We start from the raw sequence: 17,676 nt of genomic DNA, 5'->3' as shown, positions 1-17,676 counted from the left end.
TGTGCTGTGAGGTTCGGCCGGATCCGCCTCAGACGGGGTGCTCGGCGAGGACGCGCTCCAGCAGGCCCATCAGCTGATCACTCTCGGCTTCACTCAGCGGGGTGAAGAGCCGGCGGTTGACCTCGAGGGCGGGCCCGTACATCTCCTGGAGCAGGCCATAACCCGCAGCCGTCAGGGTGGCCACCCGGCGGCGGCCATCCTGAGCGTCACGGTGCACGCTGACCAGTCCTCGGGAGGACATCCGGCTGACGAGCTCCGTCAGGGAGGCCTTGTCCACAGCGAGCTGGGCGGCAATCTCGGTCTGGCTGAGGCCGGACTCGGAGCGGGCGAGGCAGAGCAGGAGCCCGAACTGGATGCTCGTGTTCTCCGTGGAGACGTGCTCGGTCCAGAGCTGGCCGTGCAGACTCAGCAGGCGGCGCACGGCGAGGCTGCGGAACACCTGGGGAGGGGCCAGCTCGGTCTCGGTCCCGTTCACCTTCAAGCCTCCTGACACGCGACGATCTGGGTGGCGAACAATATTGTTGACAAAATCATGGAAATCTCTTGTCTGCCGGGATCACGGCTGACTAGGCTGTGTCTCACATTACAGGCATCCGACCACCCCCGGCCGGTGTCATCTCGCACTTTGCCTTCCAGGAGCACCATCATGATGAGGAAACTTCGCGTCGCTGCCATCAGCGCGGCCGCCCTACTGGCCCTGACCGCCTGTGGTTCGGGTTCCCCGACCGAGGGCGGCACCACCACGGCCCCCGCAGAGGGATCCGAGCCGGCCGCTGCCGGCGAGCTGACGGCCATCGAGGTCGGGGTCATCCCGATCGTCGACGTCGCCCCGATCTACCTGGGCGTGGAAGAGGGCATCTTCGAGGAGCATGGCCTCGACGTCACCCTGACGCTGGCCCAGGGTGGTGCGGCGATCGTCCCGGCCGTCCAGTCCGGGCAGATGGACTTCGGCTTCTCCAACGTCACCTCCCTGATCATTGGGCGCGACGCCGGCCTCCCGCTGAAGATCGTGGCCACCGGCCCGCAGACCACCGGTGACGGGGACGACGACTTCGCTCACATCGTGGTCCCGGAGGATTCTGAGGCAACCAGCCTGGCGGACCTCGAGGGCAAGCGCATCGCCGTGAACACCCTGAACAACATCAACGACTCCGTGATCTCCGAGGGCATGAGGCAGGAAGGCGGCGATCCGGAGTCCATCGAGTACGTCGAGATGCCCTTCCCGGAGATGGTCGCCCAGCTTGAGGCCGGCAATGTGGACGCCATCGGCGCCGTGGAGCCGTTCGTGACCCTGGCCGAGGCCTCCGGTGGTCAGCGCGTCTACGGGCAGTACGCCGAGCCTGTTCCGGACCTCTCGATCGCGGCCTACTTCACCACGGACGAGAAGATCGAGCAGGATCCTGAGCTGGTGGAGGCCTTCACCGCCGCGATGAAGGAGTCCCAGCAGTTCGCCACGGACAATCCGGACATGGCCAAGGCCGTGCTGCCGAGCTACACGTCGCTCGAGCAGGATGTGATCGACGAGCTGACGATGCCGCGCTTCCCGCAGGAGCATGACATCGCCTCCCTCGAGAAGATCGCCGAGCTGTCCCTGGACTCCGGCCTGATCGACGCCATCCCGGCGACCGAAGACCTGATCGTCCAGTAGCAGGAAGTCCATCACCATGCCGGCCGGGTCCCACCGTGGGCCCGGCCGGTCCTTTGTTCGCACAGGAGAAGGTCCATCATGTTCACCAGAAGAGTCCGTGCCATGGCGGTCACTGCAGCCGCACTGTTCGCCCTGACCGCCTGCGGTTCCGGCTCCCCCTCGGAAGGGACCGGGGAGGGGTCGGCTCCCCCATCCGATGGCGGTTCTGGGGCCGCCGGCGAGCTGACGCCCATTGAGGTCGGGGTCATCCCGATCGTCGACGTCGCCTCCATCTATCTCGGCGTGGAAGAGGGCATCTTCGAGAAGCACGGGTTGGACGTCACGCTGACCCTGGCCCAGGGTGGTGCGGCGATCGTGCCGGCCGTGCAGTCGGGGCAGATGGACTTCGGCTTCTCCAACGTGGCCTCACTGATCATCGGGCGCGACGCCGGCCTGCCGCTGAAGATCGTGGCCACCGGCCCGCAGTCCACCGGCAACGGCGAAGACGACGCGGCCGGAATCATGGTCTCGGCTGACTCCGACATCCAGGCGGTGGAGGACCTGGAGGGAAAACGCGTCGCCGTGAACACGCTCAACAACATCAATCACGCCACCGCCTACGAGGGCATCAAGCAGGCCGGCGGCAACGTGGAGACCGTGGACTTCGTTGAGGTGGGCTTCCCGGACATGCAGGCTCAGCTCGAGGCCGGCAACGTGGATGCCATCACCGCCGTCGAACCCTTCGTGACCATGGCCGAGCAGGGCGGTGCCCGGAATGTCTACGGGTTCTTCGCCGAGCCGGTGCAGGACTTGTCCGTCTCCGGCTATTTCACCACGGACCAGATGATGGAGCAGGAGCCCGAGCTGGTGGGGCAGTTCACTGAGGCCATGAAGGAGTCCCAGCAGTACGCCACGGACCACCCTGATGAGGCCAAGGCCGTCCTGTCCAGCTACACCTCGATTGACCCCGAGACCGTGGAGGAGCTGACCATGCCGAAGTTCCCGCAACTGCACAACGTCGCCTCGCTGGAGCGCATGGCCGAGATCCTCCTGGAGATGAGCTTGATCGAGGAGATCCCCGCGACCGGTGACCTCATGGTGGAGGGCGCCGGCCAGTGATCGGCGCGACGCCACGAATGTTGTCAACAATCGTTGAAATACTCAACGGAATGGCGCACAATGAGAGTGAGTGTGGTCCGCCGCACAATCGCCGTACGCCATACCGCCGCGAGGAGTAGGAACGCATGAACAACCGTGGAATCGGGGACTGGATCCACCGCCGTCGCATCAAGTCTGCCGGGCGGGTCGCCGTCATCAGTGCCGCCGGCGAGCTGACCTATGACGCCTGGGCGGATCGCATCGACCGCCTGGCGGACGCCTTGGCGCGGCGCGGCGTGCGACAGGGTGACCGCGTGGCCTATCTGGGAGAGAACCACCCCTCGTTCCTTGAGGCCCTGTTCGCGGTCGGTTCTCTCGGTGCGGTGTTCGTGCCCCTCAACACACGCCTGGCGCCGCCGGAGATCGCCTTCGCCCTGAATGACTCGGGTTCCACCGTGCTCCTGGCCTCGGTCACCATGGAACCGCTGGCGGTCTCGGGGAGCCGGGGAACCGGCGTCGGGCTCCTGGCCCTGGTCCAGGACGGCACCCCGGTGCCGGCCGAGCGGCAGGAAGGTGATCTGCCCGCCCTTGCGTATGAGGAGCTGATGCTCTCCGGTGAGCCGGTCCGCCCGGACGTGGCCGTGGACCTGGAGGATCTGGCGATCATCCTCTACACGTCCGGCACCACGGGCAAGCCGAAGGGCGCCATGCTGACGCACGGCAACCTGACCTGGAACTCCTTCAACGTCATCACGGACTTCGACATCATGTCCGACTCGGTGGCCCTGATGATCGCCCCGATGTTCCACGTGGCTTCCCTCGGAATGGGCGTGCTGCCGACCCTGCTCAAGGGCGGCACCCTGGTGCTGGAGCCGCGGTTCGAGCCCGGGCGCGTGCTCGAGCTCATCGAGAGGCATCGGGCCACCTTCATCTCGGGGGTGCCGACCACGTATCAGCTGCTGGCCGAGCACCCGAACTGGGAGTCGGCAGACATCTCCTCGCTACGCCAGCTCACCTGCGGCGGCTCCGCCGTGCCGCTGCGCGTGCTGGAGGCCTACGAGAAGAAGGGCCTGTCCTTCACCAACGGCTACGGGATGACCGAGACGTCCCCAGGGGCCACCACCCTGCCCGCCCGCTACTCGCGGGCCAAGCAGGGTTCGGCCGGCTTGCCGCAGTTCCACACCTTCGTGCGGATCGTGGACCCGATGGGGGAGGTCTGCGCTCCCGGGGAGGTTGGCGAGATCCAGGTCCAAGGCCCCAATGTCATCAAGGCCTACTGGAATCGTCCGGAGGCCACGGTGGACTCCTTCGTGGTGGCCGAGGATGGCAGCTGGCTCAAGACCGGGGATATGGGCTACCAGGACGAGGAGGGTTTCGTCTTCATCTCCGACCGCCTCAAGGACATGATCATCTCCGGTGGCGAGAACATCTACCCGGCGCAGGTGGAGCAGGAGATCTCCCAGCTGGACGGTGTGGCCGCCGTGGCAGTGATCGGCGTTCCGGACGAGAAGTGGGGCGAGGTCCCGCGCGCGGTGATCGTGGTCCGGGACGGGCATGAGTTGACCGAGGAGCAGGTCATCGGGCACCTGAACGGCAAGTTGGCCCGTTACAAGATCCCCAAGTCCGTGGTGTTCACCGAGGAGATGCCCCGCACCGCCTCCGGCAAGATCCGCAAGCCGGACCTGCGCAAGAAGTTCGGCTGACGAGGGGGAACTCCGTCACGGCACGACGCCGGCCATGCACCTGGGGTAGGGGCCGGCGTCGTGCACTCCGTTGTCCGTCCAGGATCATCTGGTCCTGGTCGGTCTGGACGATTCTTTCCTTTCAAAGGGACGATGTCTTCCGCTGCTCTGGCTCCGTGCCTACGTTGGGTGGCACTGGCGCCGCACCTCCGCCCTCCGGAACCCGAGGATTGGACGCGGGCCCGAACGGGAGGACCGTCTTCATGTCCCAGACCAAATCTCCATCCAACGCCATAGAATCCCTGGCTGAGGCCATCAGCCGCGTGGGCAGCCCCGTCGAGTTCCTGCGCAATCAGGACTGGCCGTCCATCACCTTTCCCATCACACCCGAGTTCACGAACTGGCGGGACGAGCAGCGCGCATGGCGCACCACCGTGGGGTTGATGGACCAGTCGCACCACATGACTCAGCTGTTCCTCGGCGGTGCCGACCTCATCCCGCTGCTCGAGTCCCTCTCCCCGAACACCTTTGCCACGTTCCGTCCAGGGGTGGCCAAGCAGCTGATCACTGTGAACGAGGACGGTTACCTGATCGGCGACGGCATCCTGTTCTACCACGCTGACGAGCGTGAGGGCTTGGTCCTGGTGGGCCACCACATCCAGATCGACTGGATCCGATTCAACGTGGAGAAGGCCCAGGCGGCCGGGAAGGACGTGCACCAGCGGCTCGACCCGAACTCGAATATGCGCTCCGGCCCGCCCACCTTCTACCGGTACGAGTTGCAGGGGCCGGAGGCTGACCGTGTCATGGAGAAGGTTTTCGGCGGACCGGTGCCGGACGTGAAGTTCTTCCACATCGCGGACGTGAGGATCGCCGGAAAGGGCGTCAAGGCCCTGCGTCACGGCATGGCCGGCCAGCCCGGCTTCGAGTTCTACGGGCCGTGGGAGGATCACGAGGCCGTCCACGGCGCCCTGCTGGAAGCCGGGGCGGAGCACGGTATCCGGCAGGTCGGCGCCAAGGCCTACTCCAGTTCACCGCTGGAATCCGGTTGGGTCCCCACGCCGTTGCCGGCCATCTTCGGCGAGGACCTCGCCGAGTACCGTGCCTGGCTGCCGGCGGCCCGCGCGGGGTCGATCGGCGGATCCCTGTACTCGGAGGCCATCGAGGACTACTACGTCACGCCCTACGACCTCGGGCTCGGCCGTTCCGTGAGGTTCAACCACGACTTCCACGGCCGCGAGGCCCTGGAGCGGCATGCCGAGAACCAGACCCGGCGCAAGGTCACGCTGCTGTGGAACGCGGACGACGTGGCCGGCGTCGTGAAATCCCAGCTCGAGGAGGGGACCCCGGCCAAGTACCTGGACTTCCCGAAAGCGCGGTATGGCTTCTACCAGATGGACGAGGTGCTGCAGGGCTCGCAGCAGGTGGGCATCTCCACGGACGCCGGCTACGTGGCATACCCGCAGCTGTACATGTCCTTGGCCACCCTGGACTCGACCATCGCGGACGGCGAGGAGGTCGAGGTCCTCTGGGGCGAGGCCCCGGTCTCCCGCAAGCCCCAGGTGGACCGGGACCACCGGCAGGTGAGGATCCGCGCCACCGTGGCCCCGGCCCCCTATCAGGAATACGCGCGGACCCGGTACCGGGACAACGGCTGAGGTTAGGCGTCCTGGGTGCTCAGGGTGGCCAGTTCGTCCTGCGCATCCAGGTCGTCCAGCTCGTCCAGGAGCCTCAACCCCCGCTCGGCCCAGGCGATCTCCACGTCCGCGCGGTCCACGAGGCCCTCATAGGTGAACTTCTTGAAGGCGGTGGTGCGGCGGTGCTGGGAGGCGGGGACGGTCTCGAGCCGGCGGTTGAGGGTCTCTGACGTGCCGGCGACGACCTCGTCGATCTGCTGCTGCCACTGCTCGCGGAGTTGCAGAATGTGCTCGCGGTAGGCCGTCAACTGGGCGCGGGCGCGGTCCGGGGTGGCGTACTCGAAGTAGGCGGCCCGGAGGTGCATGGGGTCGCGGTCCCGGGTCCACTGCAGGTCGGAGTCCATCCACTCGCCGAAGGCCTTCCGGCCCTGCTCGGTGATGGTGTACTCGATCTTCCGTCCCTTGCGACCCCAGGCGACTTCCTCGGACTCCAATAGCCCGTCCTGCAGCATCCGCCGGAGCTCCGGGTAGATCTGGGAGTCCGGCGCGTGCCACACATTGCCCACGGAGGAGCCGAAGCGCTTAGCCAGGTCATATCCGGTCATGGGCTCCACGGTGAGCAGTGCCAGCAGCGCGTTGCGCAGGGACATCCGGTCCATCCTTCCTGCCGGACGCCCGGCTGCGGTCTGCTGCCCCGGGCTGTTGCCCCGGACGAAACGGTGATCCGCACCACTGTAACGGGCCGTGAGCCATATACCTATGACCATAGAGCCATCGGGTGTCACGTGACGTCCAGACACCGGGTGACGGCCGGGCGTCACCACGCTGAGGGGCCGGGTCACGGTGCACCGCGGCGGTCTTGGTCACGGGGTGTTCGGCAGGGCTCCGTTGAGCACCGGAGCCAGTCGGCGCACGCCCTCACGCAACGTCTCCGGTGCCACGAAGGAGAAGGCGAGCCGGAAGTGGGGGTGAGGGCCGGCGTCGGGAGTGAAGGCGCCGCCCGGAACGAACACGACTCCAGCCTCCGCGGCCGCGTGCATCAGGGGCAGCGTGTCCAGTCCGTCCGGCATCCGCGACCAGATGAAGAAGCCGCCAGCCGGCCGGATCCAGGTCACGCGCGGGTCCAGGGATTGCTGCATCTCATTCACCAGGGCATCGCAGCGCAGGGCATACTCGGCGGCGCAGCGGGCCACGTGGGCCTGCCAGTCGAACCGGGTGAGGAACGCCGTGGAGAGCATCTGGCTGAACACCGGCGGGCAGACGAAGGCCGATTCCGCCGAGAGGTAGAACTCGCGCAGCAGTGCCGGCGGCACCAGCGCCCAGCCGATGCGAACGCCGGGGGAGAAGATCTTGGAGACGGTGCCGAGGTAGATGACCTGGTCGCGGTGGGCCGCGGCGATCGGGGCCACGGGGCCGTCCTCGAAGCCGAGCTGGCCGTAGGCGTTGTCCTCCACGATGAGGACGTCCTCCTCGCGGCAGATCCGGGCGACCTCCTCGCGCCGCTCGGCCGGCATGAGTGCCCCGGAGGGGTTGGCATAGGAGGGGATCGTGTAGAGGAACGCGACCCGGCGTCCGGCGGTGCGCAGTCGCCGCAGGGTGGTGCGCAGCAGCACGGGGATCAGGCCCTCCTCATCGGTGGGGGTGGATACGGCGTCCAGTTCCCACGTGTTGAAGGTGTTCAGGGCGCCCACGAACGTTGGGTCCTCCACCACGACGACGTCCCCCGGGTTCCCGAGCATGCGCGCCGCGGTGTCGATCGCAGCCTGGGAGCCGGGGGTGATGACCACGTGCTCCGGTTCCGCGCCGGCGATCCCGTCCGCGGCCATCACGGAGCAGACCGCGTCCCGCAGTTCGGGGGTGCCCTGGCCGGCGCCGTACTGCAGACTGAGGTGGCCCTGCCGGGCGACGAGTTCATCGGCGATGGTCCCGAGCTCGGCCAGGGGCAGGTCGTCCAGCCAAGGGTTGCCTCCGGCCAGGGAGATGACCCCGGGGGTCATGGCGAGGTCGAAGACATCCCGCACCGCCGACTGCTTCACGCCGCGCGCGCGGTTTGAAAGGAATGCTGAAGGGTCGGCCATGGGGCCGATGCTAACAACGGGCCGAGCTTCGGCGTAAGGGGCGGCCGCACGCCGGAGGTGGGTGGAACCGTGCCGGAGCCCGGTTGGTTCAGCTCAGCATCAACCCCGGATCGACCCGTGACGGTGCAGCCCGGCCCAGATCAGCCCTCGGGGTTGTTGAGTTGATGGCGATCGCCGATCTCGTCGATCTGGTCGGCTTCGCCAGCCTCGCCGGTTCCGTCCTCAGGCACGGCCCCCTCCGTGCTGCCCGGGGCCTCGCCGGGCGCCGGCTCGTCCGCCGGAGTGGTGAACTCCTCGCCCAACTCCAGCTCGGGCAGGCCGAGGATCTCCTCGATCCGCACGCCGTCCACCAGGATCTCCGCGTTCTCCACTCCGGCCGCCGCGGCCGCAGTGCGGTCGAGCTGGGCTCGGATGCGGAACGACTCGCACTGGCTGCGGGTCACCACGTCCCCGGTCAGCTCCACCGTCACGGTGTCACCCTCGACGCGGCTTGAGGAGTAGCGCAGGCCGTCCTCGGACGGGTCCAGGGCGTTGGTGATGGCCGGATCGCCGTGGCTGTACTGCTCGTCGTCGATCAGGAAGCCGACCGCGGCCCCCACCCGGTCCTCGGTCTTGACCGGCACGGACGAGGCGCGGAGCAGCAGGTCCTGGCAGGCAACGTCCCGGCCCGTGGTCGCCGGTGGGAATTCCCCGCTCAGGGCCACGAAGTACAGCGATAGCTCCGCATAGCCGTTCGCGTCCGCCTCGGGGAGGGCCGAGCCGTCCTGGTCGGCCGGTGCCTCGTTGGGGGAAGGGAAGATCGAGCACCCGGCGAGTACGACGGCGGCCAGGGCCGCGGTCAGTCCCGCGGCGGTCCGGCGCAGGGCCGGGTGGCCGGACGCATGGTCCGGTCGGCGTCGCGAGGTCATGGAACTCCTGAACGGCAGGGCTATGGCTGGGAATCCTGACCATCGTACTCCGCCGCCTCTGCCGTCCCTGGCGTTCCCGCTCCGCCGCTGCCACGTTGCTGAACCCATGCGAGGACGTCATCGGGGTGGATCCGCCGGTGCGTCCCCCGGTAGGTCACCGGGATCTCGCCGCGGTCCGTCAGCTGGCGGAGGTAGGTGTTGGAGACCCCGGCCAATCGTGCCGCCTGGGAGGTGTTCAGCCACCGGTCCTGCTCGGACACAGTCACCGCCGCGCCCGAGGCGAGCCGGCCGAGCAACTCGAGCACCGCCGCGGTGGCCCCCGGCCCGAGCCGCACCGTGGTGCCGTCCAGCACCACGGTGGCGTCCGACGTCGTGCTCGGCTGCCCGGCGAGTGCGGGGGAGCTGGTGGGCGCTGGGGTGCCGCGGAAGCCGCGGAGACTGCGAAAACCGGCTAGGATCCTCCGCTCGTCCTCGTCGAGGGGCCCGATGGTGGAGCTGCGGGTGAGGATGGGGGTCTCTTCGGCCATGGGCCCAACCCTAGTCAGGCTTACCCGGGGCGTCCGGTGCGCGGGTAGGCTGGGATTCATGCCCATGCGTAACCGTCGTGCCGCCGCCCTGCCCGCCAAATTGAGCCGTTCCTGGCTGCTGGTGAACGCGGCGAAGCCGGAGGATTTCGCCCCCGGGCTCGCCTCCGAGGCGGACTCGGTGTTGTTCGACATGGAGGCCGCCGTCCCGGCCGACCAGAAGGATGCCGCCCGCGCCAACGTGGTGGAGGCCCTCAATGGCGGCATGTCCGCGTGGGTCAGGATCAACGGGATCGACACCGATGACTGGCAGCAGGATCTGGAGGCACTGTCCGGCACCGAGGGGCTGCGCGGCGTCATGCTGGCCCTGGCCGAGCAGCCCGAGCAGGTCACGCTGACCGCCATGCGCCTGCGCGCCGGCACCCCCGTGATCGCCCTGATCGAGACGGCAGTCGGTCTGGACAACGCCACCGCCGTGGCCAAGGCCCCCGGGACGTTTCGCCTGGCCTTCGGTACCAATGACTTCCGCAAGGACACCGGCATCTCCGACGACCCGATGGCCATGGCCTACGCGCGCTCGCGGCTGGTCATCGCCTCTCGCGTGGGCAAGCTGCCCGGCGCGATCGACGGCCCTCCCGGCGCGGCGGACAGCAACGCCACCGTGGTCGAGTCCTCCCGCACCACCCAGTCCATGGGCATGACCGGGCGGCTATGCCTCAACCGCGAGCAGGTGGAATCCATCAACCTGGCCCTGTCCCCGTCCGAGGACGAGGTCTCCTGGGCCGTGGACATGCTGCAGGCCCACCGGGCCGGGGCCTCCGTGGGCGATGGCTCCTACCTGCCCCGACTGGCCCGAGCGCAGAAGATCGCCGACCTGGCCGATTCCTATGGGCTCTGGAACGCCTGAGAACTCCGGCCCGAGGTCATGCTTCGTCACCGGCGAACATCGAACACCCCGCACCCGATCCTGGGGCGGTAGATTCTCTCCTGAGAGCACCGGCGTGATCCCCTCCACCCCGGCCGGCCGCACCCGTAAAGGAACACCATGAACAACACCCCTGAATCCACTGAGTCGACCGAGTCCTCCATCGGTACGTACACCTCAGACCCCTCCACCCCGGCCCCGGGCTCCATCGGCGATTCCGGTCAGGGCTCGGCCCGCACCGGCACCGCCCGCGTGAAGCGCGGCCTGGCGGACATGCTCAAGGGCGGCGTGATCATGGACGTGGTCACCGCGGAGCAGGCGAAGATCGCCGAGGACGCCGGCGCCGTGGCCGTCATGGCCCTCGAGCGCGTGCCCGCGGACATCCGTGCCCAGGGCGGGGTGGCCCGCATGTCCGATCCAGACCTGATCGACGGGATCATCGAGGCCGTCTCCATCCCGGTCATGGCCAAGGCGCGCATCGGCCACTTCGTGGAGGCTCAGGTCCTCGAGGCGCTCAAGGTCGACTACATCGACGAGTCCGAGGTCCTCTCCCCGGCTGACTACATCAACCACATCGACAAGTGGGACTTCACCGTCCCCTTCGTCTGCGGCGCCACCAACCTCGGCGAGGCCCTGCGCCGCATCACCGAGGGCGCAGCCATGATCCGCTCCAAGGGTGAGGCGGGAACCGGGGATGTCTCCGAGGCTGTCAAGCACATCCGCACCATCCGTGGCGAGATAGCGAAGCTGTCCGCCTTGAGCAAGGACGAGCTGTACGTGGCCGCCAAGGAGCTCCAGGCCCCGTACGAGCTGGTGGCCGAGGTCGCCCGCGAGGGCAAGCTGCCCGTGGTGCTCTTCACCGCCGGCGGCGTGGCCACGCCCGCCGATGCCGCGCTGATGATGCAGCTCGGTGCGGACGGCGTCTTCGTGGGCTCGGGCATCTTCAAGTCCGGCAACCCCGCCGCCCGTGCCGCCGCGATCGTGCGCGCCACGGCCCAGTTCAACGACGCCGGCGCCGTCGCCGAGGCATCCCGCGGTCTCGGTGAGGCGATGGTCGGCATCAATGTCGGCGATCTGCCCGCCCCGCACCGCCTCGCCGACCGCGGTTGGTGACCACCCACACGACTGGGGGCGGGGCTCTCAGCGGGATGACGCGCCGGTGACCAGCGGGCACACCACAGGAAGCCTCGTCGGCGTCTTCGCCCTCCAGGGGGATGTGGCCGAGCACGTGCGGGTGCTGACCGCCCTCGGCGCGCGGGTCAGGCCGGTGCGTTCCGCCACGGATCTGGCCGGGCTGGACGGCCTGGTCATCCCCGGCGGGGAGTCCTCCGTGATGGACAAGCTCTCCCGGCTGCTCGGCGTGGCCCCGGCCATCCGGCAGGCGATCAGTGCGGGTCTGCCGGTCTATGGCACGTGCGCCGGGATGATCATGCTGGCCGAGTCGATCGCCAATCCGATCGCGGGCCAGCAGAGTTTCGGCGGGCTGGACATCACCGTGCAGCGCAATGCCTTCGGCGGGCAGGTGGAGTCCTTCGAGACCGCCCTCGAGGTGCCTGCGGTCTCCGGGGATCCCGTGCACGCCGTCTTCATCAGGGCCCCCGCGGTGCTGCGCGCGGGACCGGACGTGCAGGTGCTGGCGAGCGTGCCGGCGTCGTGCCTGGACGATCCGGATGACCCGGACGGGGGTGTCCCCGTGGCCGTCCGGCAGGACCGTCTGCTGGCCACGAGTTTCCACCCGGAGGTCACGGGCGACTGGTCCTTCCACCGCTACTTCCTGGAGCACGTGATCCGCTGACCTGAGCCCACCCCTCAGTCCCGGTCGGATAGAGTACTTCGCGTTCCAGCAGAGTCGGAGAAGTCGTGTCACCAGGTTCCCCAGCGCATCACCCCGGCACCCGGTTCCGGTCCGATATCCAGGGGCTCCGTGCCGTGGCGGTGCTGCTCGTCCTCCTCTACCATGCTGGCCTGCCGTTCACTCCCGGTGGCTACGTGGGCGTGGACATCTTCTTCGTCATCTCCGGATTCCTGATCACATCCGGGCTGCTCGCCCGCATCCGGGAGCACGGCCGGCTGGACCTCGTGGACTTCTACGGACGGCGGGTCCGGCGCATCCTCCCGGCGGCCCTGGTGGCGCTGATCGGCACAGTGCTGCTGACCCTGGCGATCCTGCCGCGCTCCCGCTGGGATGCAATCGCCACCGAGGCCACGGGCAGTGTGCTGTTCGTGGTCAACTGGATCCTCGGTCAGGGGTCCACCGACTATCTGCGTCAGGACGAGGCAGCCAGTCCGCTGCAGCACTACTGGTCGATCGCCGTGGAGGAGCAGTTCTACCTGCTCTGGCCCCTGGTGCTCATCCTCGTCCTGGTGGTCGCCCGCTGGCGTCACGCCCGCCAGGAGAGGCCCGTCGGCGGGAGGTCCCGGCACCGTGCCGCGTCCAGTCTCGCGGTGATCCAACGCCAGTGGATCGTGGGCGCCGCGGTGGTCCTGTTCATTGGTTCACTGGTGCACTCCCTGCACCTCACGGCCGTGAATCCGGGGATGGCCTACTTCGCCACCACCACCCGCATCCACGAGTTCGGAGTGGGTGTGCTTCTGGCCCTGTTCGCCACCCGGCTGGCGGACCTGCCCCGACCGTGGGCGCTCGCCTTGGGCTGGGCCGGGCTGGCCGCCATGATCGGGGCCGGCGTGTCCTTCAGCGGGGCGACGTCCTTTCCTGGCGCGGCGGCCCTGGTGCCGACCCTCGGTGCCGCGGCCGTGATTGTCTCCGGCTTGAACGCCCGGGAGCGCGCCGGCGTCGGCTCACTGTTGTCCCTGCGTCCCGTGACGGTCGTGGGGGACCTCTCCTACTCGCTGTACCTGTGGCACTGGCCGCTGATCGTCATGGCCACCTTCCTCTTCGGCGGACTGCCCTGGTACGTCGGGCTGGTGGCGGCGGCCCTGTCCTTCCTGCCGGCTTGGGCCAGCTACCGGTGGGTGGAGAAGCCCTTCCAGAAGTGGTCCTTCGTCAGGCCCCCGTGGAAGGCGATCCAGCTCGGACTCGCCGCCTCGCTCGCGGTGATCGTCGGGACGGTGTCCCTGGACATCGCCACGTCCCGTACCGGCCCCCCTGGCTGGCAGCCGCCCACCTATGCGGAGGCGTTGGATCAAGCAGCGGAGGACCGGACTGCGGAGGGTCAGGGCCCGGAGGGGGAGCCGAACCCATCGAACCAAGCGGGCCAGTCAGGCGAGTCAGGCCAGCCGACCGCCTCTGACCAAGCCGCCGAAGGCGGTCCGGGAGATGAGGGTACCGAGGGCGCCGAGCGCGCCGGGGGCGCCGGGTTGGGGACCGCGCTGCTCGGGGGTGAGCTGCTGCAGGCCGACCCGCAGGCAGCCCTGGGCCACACGCCGGTCGAGGCGCTGTTGCCCGGTGCGGACACCGTGGACCTCGACCTGCCGGAGGCCTACGCCCAGGACTGTGTGCAGAGTGACCGGGAGGCCGACCCGCTCGCCTGCACCTACGGCCCGGATGACGCGGAGTTCCGCGTGGCCCTGACCGGCGACTCCCACGCGGCCCATTGGCAATCCGCCGTGAACCGGCTGGCCGCCGAGAACGGATGGCAGGTCAGCACCTACCTGAAGTCCTCCTGCCCCCTCACTGCCGGCCAGGTGTTGCTGCAGGAGGACGTGTTCTCCGAGTGTGAGCAGTGGAACGCCGGGGTGATGGAGGAATTGCGGGCCGGAGACTATGACCTCGTCCTGACGTCCTCCTTCATCTACGAGGCGCCAGAGGACCAGTACTCCGTGCCGGAAGGCCAGGCCGCGGCGTGGAACGCGCTGGAGGAGAGCGGCATCCCGGTCGGCGTGATCATCGACCCGCCGATTCCCGGCTACAACATCCCGGAGTGCATCGAGACCCGCCCGGACACCTATGTCCAGGAGTGCGGCTTCGCCCAGGACGAGGCCGACCACTCGGGGGCAGACCAGCAGCGTGCCGCCCTGGAACGCGCCGCGTCAGCGGTTCCCCTGCAACTCGCCGGCGGCATCTGCCCGGACGGCACCTGCCCAGCGGTCATCGGGGGAGTGGTGGTGTGGCGGGACAAGAACCACCTCACCTCAACGTATGCCGAGTCGATGGCGCCCTGGCTCGGTGAGGTGCTGCAGAGTCAGGACCTGGTCCCGGCCCTCCGGTAGGGCCGGGGCCCCGCCCCCGCGCTCAGGAGCCCTTCTGGCTCATGGCCTCCTGGATCGGGGTGCCGTCGAGGAGGATCTCGACGGTGTAGACGCCCGCGTTGGCCAGGGCGGTGTTCTCCAGCTGGGCAATGATGCGCGGATCGTCGCAGGTGCCCGAGGAGATCGGGGAGCCGGCCAGGTCCACGGTCACGGTGTCGCCGGAGATGGAGACCTCCGTGACCTCGAGTTCGGACTGGTAGAGCGAGTTGGTCAGGCCGGAACCGACCTCGTACTCGGTCTGGTCCAGCAGCACCTGGAGGCCGGCCTCCACGAAGGATGGGTCGCCCACGTCTCCGGCGCCCGAGACCGGGGCGGTGGACTCCATCAGGCTGCTGTCCCCGCACCCCGGGAACTCGATGCCCTCGAGGTTGTCCATCGCGACCCAGTACACGGTGGCCTCCGTGGCGCCCTGGGCGGTCTCCGACGCGGAAGCGGACGCTGATGCGGAAGCGGAGGGTGAACCGGACGGGGCCGTGCTGGCCGAGGAGGACGCGGTGGCAGACTCGCTCGGCGTCGCTGACTCCGTCGCCGGCATCGACTCAGTGGCCGACGCGCTGGCGCTGGCGGTGTCACTCGGGGAGGTGGTGGGACTCTCGGTAGACTCGCCGCCGCCCGTTCCACAGGCGGTCAGGCCGAGGGACAGCACGGCGGTCAGGGCCGCGGTGACGAGGAATGGGCGTCGGGCGGTTCGCGTCTGGCTCATACCCTGAGCCTAGACGAGGCCGGAGCCTAGACTTGCCCCATGATGGACTGGATCGCCTCCCTACCGCTGGTCTGGGCCATCCTTCTGTTCTGGGGCGGCGCCCTGTGCCGCTCGACCGCCACGTACGCCCTCGGCCGGGGGCTCGCTGCCGGGGCCGAGCACACCGCCCTGCGCCGCTACATGTCCGGCCCGGTCTACCTGCGCGCCATGCGGTTCATCGACCGCTGGGGGCCCTGGGCCATCCCCTTCTGTTTCCTCACGGTCGGCATCCAGACGGCCGTCATCGGCACGGCCGGCGTGACCCGCATGCGGTGGCGCCGGTTCATCCCCGCCGCCTTGCTCGGATCCCTGATCTGGGGCGTCATCTACGGGACCATCGGCATGGCCGTCGTCTGGGCGGTCATCACCACGGCCCTGGCGAGCCCGGTGGCGCTGCTCGCATTGGTCCTGGTGCTGACCGGCGTCGTGGTGCTGGTCCTGTGGCGCACGGGCGGCTTCGCCCGGTTGCGTGCCTCACGTGCCCAGCGCAGCGCCCGCCAGGCGGCCAGGACTCAGGCGGACACCACGTCCGACGCCGGCCGGTAGTCCAGCTGCGGGTCCAGCCCCAGCGGACCGGCCACGGCGTCGGTGACCCCCTGATGGGTGAGGACGCCCTCGTGGGCGTTCAGTCCGGACAGTAGCCCCTCGTCCGCGGCGAGGGCCTCACGCCAGCCATGGTCGGCGATCCGCAGGATGTAGGGCAGCGTGGCGTTGGTGAGGGCCGCCGTCGAGGTCTGGGGGACGGCCCCGGGGATGTTGGCCACGCAGTAGTAGATCTGCTCACCCACCCGGAAGGTCGGTTCCTGATGAGTGGTGGGCCGGGAGTTCTCGAAGCAGCCGCCCTGGTCGATCGCGATGTCCACGAGCACCGAGCCCGGGCGCATGGCCGCCACCATGTCCGCGGTGACCAGTTTGGGGGCGGCCGCACCGGGGATGAGCACCGAGCCGATCACCAGGTCGGCATCCGCCACGGTCTCGGCGATGTGCATCTTCGATGAGGCCAGTGTGTGCAACCGGCCCTGGTGCGCGGTGTCCAGTTCGGTGAGGCGGTCGAGGTTGATGTCCAGCACCGTCACGTCGGCGCCCATGCCGGCGGCGACCACGGCAGCGGCCTCTCCGGCGACGCCGGCCCCGATCACCGCGACGCGGGCCCGCCGGGTTCCGGGCACGCCGCTCATGAGGATGCCCGAGCCGCCCTGGGCCTGCGTCAGGTGGTAGGCGCCCGCCAGGGGGGCGAGGCGTCCGGCGACCTGGCTCATGGGGGCCAGCAGCGGCAGCGCGCGCCCGCGGGTGACGGTCTCGTAGGCGATGGCCGTGGTGCCGGATTCGAGCACGGCGTGGGTGAGCTTCGGATCGGCGGCCAGGTGCAGGTAGGTGAACAGCGTCTGTCCCCGGCGCATCAGCTGCCATTCCGGGCCCACCGGCTCCTTGACCTTGAGTACCAGGTGGGCCTGGTCCCAGATCTCCTCGGCTGAGGACACGATGCGGGCCCCGGCCTGCCGGTAGTCGTCGTCCGGGGTGCCCGAGCCGAGCCCGGCCCCAGACTGGACCATGATCTCGTGCTGGTGGTGGACGAGTTCCGTGACGCCAGCGGGGGTGAGGCCGACGCGGAACTCGTTGTTCTTGATTTCAGTGGGGACGCCGATGAGCATGATTCGACGTTAGCCTGCTGCGCCCGTTTCGGGGAGGGGCGATCCCGGCACCATACTGGGCACGTGGACTACGAGATCATCACCACCGTCATCGCCGGGCTGCTGCTGGTGGTGGCCGTGCTCGGCACCATCATCCCGATCCTGCCCGGCTCCATCCTGACCGTCCTCACCCTCATCGGCTGGGCCTGGGTCCTCGGCTCGCCCGCCGCCTGGACTGCCGCCATCATCGGCGCGGGTCTGGCCATTGCGGGGCTGAGCGCGTCAGCAGTGCTGACCGGCCGGAAGATGAAGCGCGAGCAGATTCCGAGTGGACCCGTGCTGGTGGGCGTGGCGTGCGCGATCGTGGGCATGTTCGTGATCCCCGTGATCGGGCTCTTCGTCGGCTTCGCCGTGGGGCTGCTCGCTGCAGAGTTTGCCCGGCGCCGGGACCTGAAGGCCGCCGCGAAATCCTCCTGGGAGGCCCTAAAGTCCATGGGGCTGGGCATCCTCGTGGAGTTCGGCTGCGCCTCGCTGGCAGCCTCCTCCTTCGCGATCGGCACCCTGGTGCACTTCCTCAACCGCTGAGGGGCCGGGACAACGACGGCGGCGCGTCAC

17 protein-coding genes are annotated in these 17,676 nt (G+C 68.8%); 10 read left to right on the top strand and 7 right to left on the bottom strand.

The window, feature by feature from the left end; translation table 11 throughout:
• Window positions 1-28: 28 nt before the first annotated feature.
• Window positions 29-475, bottom strand: a complete 447-nt coding sequence (locus ABD134_RS07345; protein WP_344228213.1) for a MarR family winged helix-turn-helix transcriptional regulator — start codon at window positions 473-475, stop codon at window positions 29-31.
• Between the two features lie 171 nt (window positions 476-646).
• Between ABD134_RS07345 and ABD134_RS07340 the strand changes: the two genes are divergently transcribed.
• The 4 genes from ABD134_RS07340 to ABD134_RS07325 all read left to right on the top strand — a co-directional run bounded on the left by ABD134_RS07340 (window position 647) and on the right by ABD134_RS07325 (window position 6,065).
• Window positions 647-1,648 carry an ABC transporter substrate-binding protein gene (locus ABD134_RS07340; RefSeq protein ID WP_344228211.1) on the top strand — a complete coding sequence of 334 codons (1,002 nt, stop codon included), beginning with the start codon at window positions 647-649 and terminating at the stop codon, window positions 1,646-1,648.
• Window positions 1,649-1,750: 102 nt separating this feature from the next.
• A complete protein-coding gene (locus ABD134_RS07335) occupies window positions 1,751-2,746 on the top strand; it encodes an ABC transporter substrate-binding protein (RefSeq protein ID WP_344228210.1) in 996 nt (331 codons plus the stop codon).
• Window positions 2,747-2,871: 125 nt separating this feature from the next.
• A complete protein-coding gene (locus tag ABD134_RS07330) occupies window positions 2,872-4,428 on the top strand; it encodes an acyl-CoA synthetase (protein ID WP_344228208.1) in 1,557 nt (518 codons plus the stop codon).
• 242 nt (window positions 4,429-4,670) lie between these two features.
• On the top strand, window positions 4,671-6,065 hold the full coding sequence (locus ABD134_RS07325) for an aminomethyl transferase family protein (protein ID WP_344228206.1): 1,395 nt from the start codon (window positions 4,671-4,673) through the stop codon (window positions 6,063-6,065).
• A 2-nt stretch (window positions 6,066-6,067) separates the two neighbouring features.
• Here the strand turns inward: ABD134_RS07325 and ABD134_RS07320 are convergent, their stop codons facing one another.
• From ABD134_RS07320 to ABD134_RS07305, 4 genes are all read right to left on the bottom strand, one after another.
• Complete coding sequence (locus tag ABD134_RS07320; protein WP_344228204.1) at window positions 6,068-6,694, bottom strand: PadR family transcriptional regulator; 627 nt, start codon at window positions 6,692-6,694, stop codon at window positions 6,068-6,070.
• A gap of 213 nt (window positions 6,695-6,907) precedes the next feature.
• Complete coding sequence (locus ABD134_RS07315) at window positions 6,908-8,122, bottom strand: aminotransferase-like domain-containing protein (RefSeq protein ID WP_344228202.1); 1,215 nt, start codon at window positions 8,120-8,122, stop codon at window positions 6,908-6,910.
• A gap of 140 nt (window positions 8,123-8,262) precedes the next feature.
• Entirely contained in the window at window positions 8,263-9,030 is a 768-nt protein-coding gene (locus ABD134_RS07310) for a GerMN domain-containing protein (RefSeq protein ID WP_344228200.1), read from the bottom strand.
• A gap of 20 nt (window positions 9,031-9,050) precedes the next feature.
• A complete protein-coding gene (locus tag ABD134_RS07305; protein WP_344228198.1) occupies window positions 9,051-9,557 on the bottom strand; it encodes a helix-turn-helix domain-containing protein in 507 nt (168 codons plus the stop codon).
• A 58-nt stretch (window positions 9,558-9,615) separates the two neighbouring features.
• On the opposite strand from ABD134_RS07305, the gene ABD134_RS07300 reads away from it, so the two are divergent.
• The 4 genes from ABD134_RS07300 (at window position 9,616) to ABD134_RS07285 (ending at window position 14,649) form a co-directional block, all read left to right on the top strand.
• On the top strand, window positions 9,616-10,461 hold the full coding sequence (locus ABD134_RS07300; protein WP_344228196.1) for an HpcH/HpaI aldolase/citrate lyase family protein: 846 nt from the start codon (window positions 9,616-9,618) through the stop codon (window positions 10,459-10,461).
• A gap of 138 nt (window positions 10,462-10,599) precedes the next feature.
• The gene (pdxS, locus tag ABD134_RS07295; RefSeq protein WP_344228194.1) at window positions 10,600-11,592 is read left to right on the top strand and encodes a pyridoxal 5'-phosphate synthase lyase subunit PdxS; all 993 of its coding nucleotides are present in this window, start codon (window positions 10,600-10,602) and stop codon (window positions 11,590-11,592) included.
• A gap of 46 nt (window positions 11,593-11,638) precedes the next feature.
• The gene (gene pdxT, locus ABD134_RS07290) at window positions 11,639-12,274 is read left to right on the top strand and encodes a pyridoxal 5'-phosphate synthase glutaminase subunit PdxT (protein ID WP_344228192.1); all 636 of its coding nucleotides are present in this window, start codon (window positions 11,639-11,641) and stop codon (window positions 12,272-12,274) included.
• Between the two features lie 65 nt (window positions 12,275-12,339).
• On the top strand, window positions 12,340-14,649 hold the full coding sequence (locus ABD134_RS07285; RefSeq protein ID WP_344228190.1) for an acyltransferase family protein: 2,310 nt from the start codon (window positions 12,340-12,342) through the stop codon (window positions 14,647-14,649).
• 22 nt (window positions 14,650-14,671) lie between these two features.
• Here the strand turns inward: ABD134_RS07285 and ABD134_RS07280 are convergent, their stop codons facing one another.
• Window positions 14,672-15,391, bottom strand: coding sequence for a GerMN domain-containing protein (locus ABD134_RS07280; protein WP_344228188.1), 720 nt, complete (start codon window positions 15,389-15,391; stop codon window positions 14,672-14,674).
• Window positions 15,392-15,430: 39 nt separating this feature from the next.
• On the opposite strand from ABD134_RS07280, the gene ABD134_RS07275 reads away from it, so the two are divergent.
• Window positions 15,431-15,976: a DedA family protein gene (locus ABD134_RS07275; protein WP_344228186.1), complete on the top strand. Its 546-nt coding sequence runs from the start codon at window positions 15,431-15,433 to the stop codon at window positions 15,974-15,976.
• On the opposite strand, the gene ald is transcribed toward ABD134_RS07275, so the two are convergent.
• Window positions 15,943-17,082, bottom strand: a complete 1,140-nt coding sequence (gene ald / locus ABD134_RS07270) for an alanine dehydrogenase (protein ID WP_344228184.1) — start codon at window positions 17,080-17,082, stop codon at window positions 15,943-15,945. The two genes, ABD134_RS07275 and ald, sit on opposite strands and share 34 nt — an antisense overlap.
• Window positions 17,083-17,145: 63 nt before the next feature.
• Between ald and ABD134_RS07265 the strand changes: the two genes are divergently transcribed.
• Window positions 17,146-17,646, top strand: coding sequence for a DUF456 domain-containing protein (locus tag ABD134_RS07265; RefSeq protein WP_344228182.1), 501 nt, complete (start codon window positions 17,146-17,148; stop codon window positions 17,644-17,646).
• Window positions 17,647-17,676: the final 30 nt, after the last annotated feature.

This window comes from Citricoccus alkalitolerans (genome assembly GCF_039528175.1).
Taxonomy (GTDB): Bacteria; Actinomycetota; Actinomycetes; order Actinomycetales; family Micrococcaceae; genus Citricoccus; species Citricoccus alkalitolerans.
Note: the sequence above shows the minus strand (reverse complement) of the source record. Positions and strands in the feature narration are given on the sequence as shown.

Coding starts and splice junctions, on each gene's coding strand:
- ABD134_RS07325 (WP_344228206.1), top strand. CDS start 4,671: ATGTCCCAGACCAAATCTCCATCCAACGCCATAGAATCCCTGGCTGAG.
- ABD134_RS07275 (WP_344228186.1), top strand. CDS start 15,431: ATGATGGACTGGATCGCCTCCCTACCGCTGGTCTGGGCCATCCTTCTG.
- ABD134_RS07335 (WP_344228210.1), top strand. CDS start 1,751: ATGGCGGTCACTGCAGCCGCACTGTTCGCCCTGACCGCCTGCGGTTCC.
- ABD134_RS07320 (WP_344228204.1), bottom strand. CDS start 6,694: ATGTCCCTGCGCAACGCGCTGCTGGCACTGCTCACCGTGGAGCCCATG.
- ABD134_RS07305 (WP_344228198.1), bottom strand. CDS start 9,557: ATGGCCGAAGAGACCCCCATCCTCACCCGCAGCTCCACCATCGGGCCC.
- ABD134_RS07280 (WP_344228188.1), bottom strand. CDS start 15,391: ATGAGCCAGACGCGAACCGCCCGACGCCCATTCCTCGTCACCGCGGCC.
- ABD134_RS07300 (WP_344228196.1), top strand. CDS start 9,616: ATGCCCATGCGTAACCGTCGTGCCGCCGCCCTGCCCGCCAAATTGAGC.
- ABD134_RS07330 (WP_344228208.1), top strand. CDS start 2,872: ATGAACAACCGTGGAATCGGGGACTGGATCCACCGCCGTCGCATCAAG.
- ABD134_RS07340 (WP_344228211.1), top strand. CDS start 647: ATGATGAGGAAACTTCGCGTCGCTGCCATCAGCGCGGCCGCCCTACTG.
- pdxS (WP_344228194.1), top strand. CDS start 10,600: ATGAACAACACCCCTGAATCCACTGAGTCGACCGAGTCCTCCATCGGT.
- ABD134_RS07310 (WP_344228200.1), bottom strand. CDS start 9,030: ATGACCTCGCGACGCCGACCGGACCATGCGTCCGGCCACCCGGCCCTG.
- ABD134_RS07315 (WP_344228202.1), bottom strand. CDS start 8,122: ATGGCCGACCCTTCAGCATTCCTTTCAAACCGCGCGCGCGGCGTGAAG.
- ald (WP_344228184.1), bottom strand. CDS start 17,082: ATGCTCATCGGCGTCCCCACTGAAATCAAGAACAACGAGTTCCGCGTC.